Genomic DNA, 4,171 nt, shown 5'->3' with positions numbered 1-4,171 from the left:
GACGAAGCACGCGTCCACGAGACCCGGCATCACGGCGACGTGACCGGCCAGGACGGCATACGTCGGCACCGGCTCGGGGTAGGTCCACGCGGCGCGGGCGGCGCGCTTCCCGCCGCCGACGACATCGAAGTACGCGGCCCGTCCCTTCCACTCGCAGACGGTGCTGCCCTCGACGGGCACGAGTGCACCCTCGACGAAGGCGTCCGTGGGCAGGTAGTAGGTGGGCGGGTGGCTCGTCTCGAGCACGCGCAGGGCGGAGCGGCTGCGGCCGACGAGCTCGCCGCCGAGGTGGACCTCGACGAGCTCGTCGCTGGGGTTGACCAGCGGCGGACGGGGGTAGTCCCACACGGACTCCTGGCCGGGACCTGCCGGGAGGGGCACCGGGCGGCTCACCGGTCGATCCCGCAGATCTCCTCGAGGCCGGTCGCGAGCCGGTCGACGTCCTCGGCGTCCGTGTACGGCGCGAGTCCCATCCGCAGGCCGCCGGTCGCGCCGAGGCCGAGGTGGTGGCTGCACTCCCACGCGTAGAAGTGGCCGGCCGGCGCGTTGACGCCGCGCTCGGCCAGGGCCGCGCGCAGCTCCTGCGGGTCGCGCCCCTCGACCGTGACGAGCAGCGTCGGCGTGCGCCGCTTCGCGTTGGAGTATGCCGTCAGCCCGGGGATGGCCCGCAGGCGCGCCTCCAGCGTGGCGAGGAGCGAGTCCTCGTGCTCCTCGAGGGCGGCGAAGGAGGTGACGAGGCGCTCGCGGCGGGGCAGGGACGGGTCGGTGAGGGCCAGGTCCGCGAGGAAGTCGACGGCGGCCGTCGTGCCGGCGAGCAGCTCGTAGGGCAGGGTGCCCAGCTCGAACCGCTCTGGCACCGCGTCGGACGAGGGCAGCAGCTTGTCCGGGTGCAGCGTCTCGAGCAGGGACGGGGCCGCCGCGAGCACGCCGTGGTGCGGGCCGAGGAACTTGTAGGGCGAGCAGACCCAGAAGTCCGCGCCGCTCGCGGGCACGTCGGTCAGCACGTGCGCCGTCGCGTGGACGCCGTCGACCCAGAGCAGCGCGCCGGCCGCGTGGGCCACGTCGGCGATCGCCGGGATGTCGGGGCGGGTGCCGATGAGGTTGGAGGCGGCGGTCACGGCGACGAGGCGGGTGCGCTCGCGGACGACCGCCTCCACGGCGCCGGGCGGCAGCTCGCCGGTGGCCGGGTCGAAGTCGGCCCAGCGGACCGAGGCTCCGGCCGCCTGGGCGGCCAGCACCCACGGCCGGATGTTGGCGTCGTGGTCGAGGCGGCTGACGACGACCTCGTCCCCGGGCCCCAGTCCTTCGAGAGCGTGCGGGCCATGTGGAAGGTCAGCTCGGTGGCCGAGCGGCCGAAGACGACGCCGGCGGGGTCGGCGTTCAGCAGGTCGCCCATCGCCGCCCGCGCCTCGACGACGACGCGGTCGGCGCGACGCTCCGCCGGGGTGACGACGCCGCGGTTGGCGATGGCCGCGGTGAGCGTCTCGACGACCGCGGTCGCCACGGTGTCGGGCACCTGGGACCCGCCGGGCCCGTCGAAGTGCGCCGCCCCCTCCAGCAGGGCTGGGAAGTGCGAGCGGATCCGGTCGACGTCGAAGGGGGACGAACCACGAAGAGCCATGGCCCCATCTTCGCCGAGTCGCGGTCGGTTCGTCGGATCAGGGCCCGGGCACCCACGATCGGGCCTACCGTCGGGAGAGGGGTGGTCGCACTCCGTGCCGCACCGATCGTGTGGGAGGTCACCGTGGCGCTTCCCCTGCTCCTCGTCGTCGATCCGGACCTCGACGCCCTCGCGCGCACGGAGGCTGAGCTCGCGCGGCGGTTCAGTGCCGACTTCCGCGTGCGCGGTGAGTCCGACAGCGTGGTCGCCCTGGAGCAGCTGGCCCTCGCGGCCGAGCGTAGAGACCCGGTGGCGCTGGTGCTGGCCGACCCGTGGCTGCCGGAGGTCAGCGGCGCCGACCTGCTCCGGGCGGTTCGCACGCTGCATCCGGAGGCCGCCCGCGCCTTCCTCGTGCCGTGGGGCTCGTGGGCCGACCGGCGCACGGCGGAGGCGATCCTGCACGGCATGTCGGTCGGCGACATCGACTACTACGTCCTCGAGCCGTGGACCTCACCGGACGAGCTCTTCTGCCGCACCGTCTCGGAGTTCGTCCAGGTCTGGTCGCGCACGGTGTCCAGCCGCCGCCGGGAGGTCGTCGTCGTCGGCGCCGCTCGTGACCCGCGCGGGCACGCGGTGCGGAGCCTGCTGACCCGCAACGGGATCCCGCACGCGTACCTCGACCGGGGCACGCCCGAGGGGGTCGCCGTCCTCGAGTCGATCGGGGCTCCCCGGGCGACGGAGGCCGAGGGTCCTCTCGTCATCTGGTTCGCGGCGCTCGGCGGGCCGGTGCTGCTCGACCCGACGGACGCCGACATCTGCCGCGCCTGGGGCATCGGCACCGACCTCGCCGGTCCGGACGGTGACCGGGTGAGCGAGGTCGACCTCCTCGTCGTCGGCGCCGGACCGGCCGGGCTGGCCGCTGCCGTCTACGCCTCGTCCGAGGGGCTGTCGGTGCTGTGCGTCGAGGAGCAGGCGCTCGGAGGGCAGGCCGGCACGAGCTCGCTCATCCGCAACTACCTCGGCTTCTCACGCGGCCTCTCCGGCGCGGAGCTCGCGCAGCGCGGGTTCCAGCAGGCCTGGGTCTTCGGCGCCCGGTTCGTCCTGACCCGACGGGTGACCGCGGTCGAGCCGGCCGGCGACACGGTGCACGACACGGCCGGCGACACCGCCGGCGACGCCGCCGCTGACGGCGCCCGCTCGCCGGTCTTCGTGGCGACCGTCTCCGACGTCGGCCAGGTGCGGGCACGCGCCGTGCTGCTCGCCACCGGCGTCGCCTATCGTCGCCTGGGCGTGCCGTCCCTCGAGGCGCTGACCGGGTCGGGCGTCTACTACGGCGCCAACGTCTCGGAGGCGCACGGCCTGGCCGGTGCGCACACCGTCATCGTCGGTGGCGGCAACTCCGCCGGTCAGGCCGCCCTGCACCTGCAGCGGTATGCCGCCGACGTGGCCGTCGTGATCCGCACGCCGGACCTGTCCTCGACGATGTCGCGCTACCTCATCGACGAGATCGAGGCGTCGACGTCAATCACGGTGGTCCCGAACTCCGAGGTGGTCGGCGGGGGCGGTGAGGGGTGGTTGTCGGAGGTCGTCATCGCCGACCGGGACACGGGCGAGAGGCGCTCGCTGCCGGCCGACGCCCTCTTCGTCATGATCGGGGCCGAGCCGCACACCGCGTGGCTGCCCGAGGCCGTCGTCCGTGACCGGTGGGGGTTCCTGGTCACCGGCGCGGACCTGCGGGAGCTCGGCGCGTGGCCGCTGGAGCGGCCGCCGTGCGCCCACGAGTCCTCCCTGCCGGGGCTGTTCGCCGTGGGGGACGTGCGTGCGGGATCGGTCAAACGCGTGGCGTCCGCCGTCGGGGAGGGGTCCGTGGTGGTGTCGGAGGTGCACCAGTACCTCGCCCTCGTGGACGCCGCCCAGCGCGCGCGGAGCCCGGGGAACGCCGAGCGCCGTGGCTGACCAGCTGCCGGCGGAGCCGGTGCAGCGTGTGACGCGGCCGGTCGGTGACGGCGCTCGCGCCGGCGACCGACGGCACCTTGCCGCGGGCGCCGCGGTCCTGGCCCTGCCCCTCGTCGGGCTCGTGACGCTCCGCCTGTCGTACGGGCTCGACCGCCAGTGGCAGCACGAGACGACCCACTTCTGGATCGTGTTCGGGGCCGCCCTGCTCAGCGCTGTGACGGCATACGGCACCGGGGCTGCGGCCGTCCGGCGCGGCGACGTGCGGGTCATGTACGTCTCGCTCGCCTTCCTCTCCGCGGCCGGCTTCCTCGGCCTGCACGCCCTGGCGACGCCGCACGTCCTCCTCGACAGCCCGTCAGCGGGCTTCAACGTCGCCACGCCCGTCGGCATCGGGATCGGGTCGCTCTTCGCCGTGGTGTCGATCCGCGAGGTGGCGGCGGACGAGTCCGCAGCCGAGATGCGCCGGGCCCGCCGGCTCCGGCTCGCGCTCGTGGTCATCATGGGGGTGTGGGCCATCGCCTCGCTCCTCCGGCTCCCGCCGTTCGACGTCGGCCCGGGACCGGAGCGGGGCACGGGTCCGCTCCTCGCCGCCGGCGTGCTCGCGGTGTCGCTCTA

General features: G+C 74.8%; 4 protein-coding genes. 2 read left to right on the top strand and 2 right to left on the bottom strand.

The window, feature by feature from the left end; translation table 11 throughout:
- Together ABD194_RS19445 and ABD194_RS19440 are read right to left on the bottom strand one after the other, a co-directional pair.
- Positions 1-393: DUF427 domain-containing protein (locus tag ABD194_RS19445; protein ID WP_343994560.1), on the bottom strand; the 393-nt coding region annotated here is incomplete at its 3' end.
- Positions 390-1,250: an aminotransferase class V-fold PLP-dependent enzyme gene (locus ABD194_RS19440; protein ID WP_343994562.1), complete on the bottom strand. Its 861-nt coding sequence runs from the start codon at positions 1,248-1,250 to the stop codon at positions 390-392. The genes ABD194_RS19440 and ABD194_RS19445, both read right to left, overlap by 4 nt.
- A gap of 452 nt (positions 1,251-1,702) precedes the next feature.
- On the opposite strand from ABD194_RS19440, the gene ABD194_RS19435 reads away from it, so the two are divergent.
- Positions 1,703-3,556 carry an NAD(P)/FAD-dependent oxidoreductase gene (locus ABD194_RS19435; protein ID WP_343994558.1) on the top strand — a complete coding sequence of 618 codons (1,854 nt, stop codon included), beginning with the start codon at positions 1,703-1,705 and terminating at the stop codon, positions 3,554-3,556.
- Positions 3,549-4,171, top strand: a 623-nt coding sequence (locus tag ABD194_RS19430; RefSeq protein ID WP_343994556.1) for a hypothetical protein, incomplete at its 3' end; no start/stop codon positions are given. The genes ABD194_RS19435 and ABD194_RS19430, both read left to right, overlap by 8 nt.

The organism is Terrabacter terrae (assembly GCF_039529575.1).
Classification (GTDB): domain Bacteria; phylum Actinomycetota; class Actinomycetes; order Actinomycetales; family Dermatophilaceae; genus Terrabacter; species Terrabacter terrae.
This window is presented reverse-complemented; position numbering and strand designations above follow the sequence as displayed.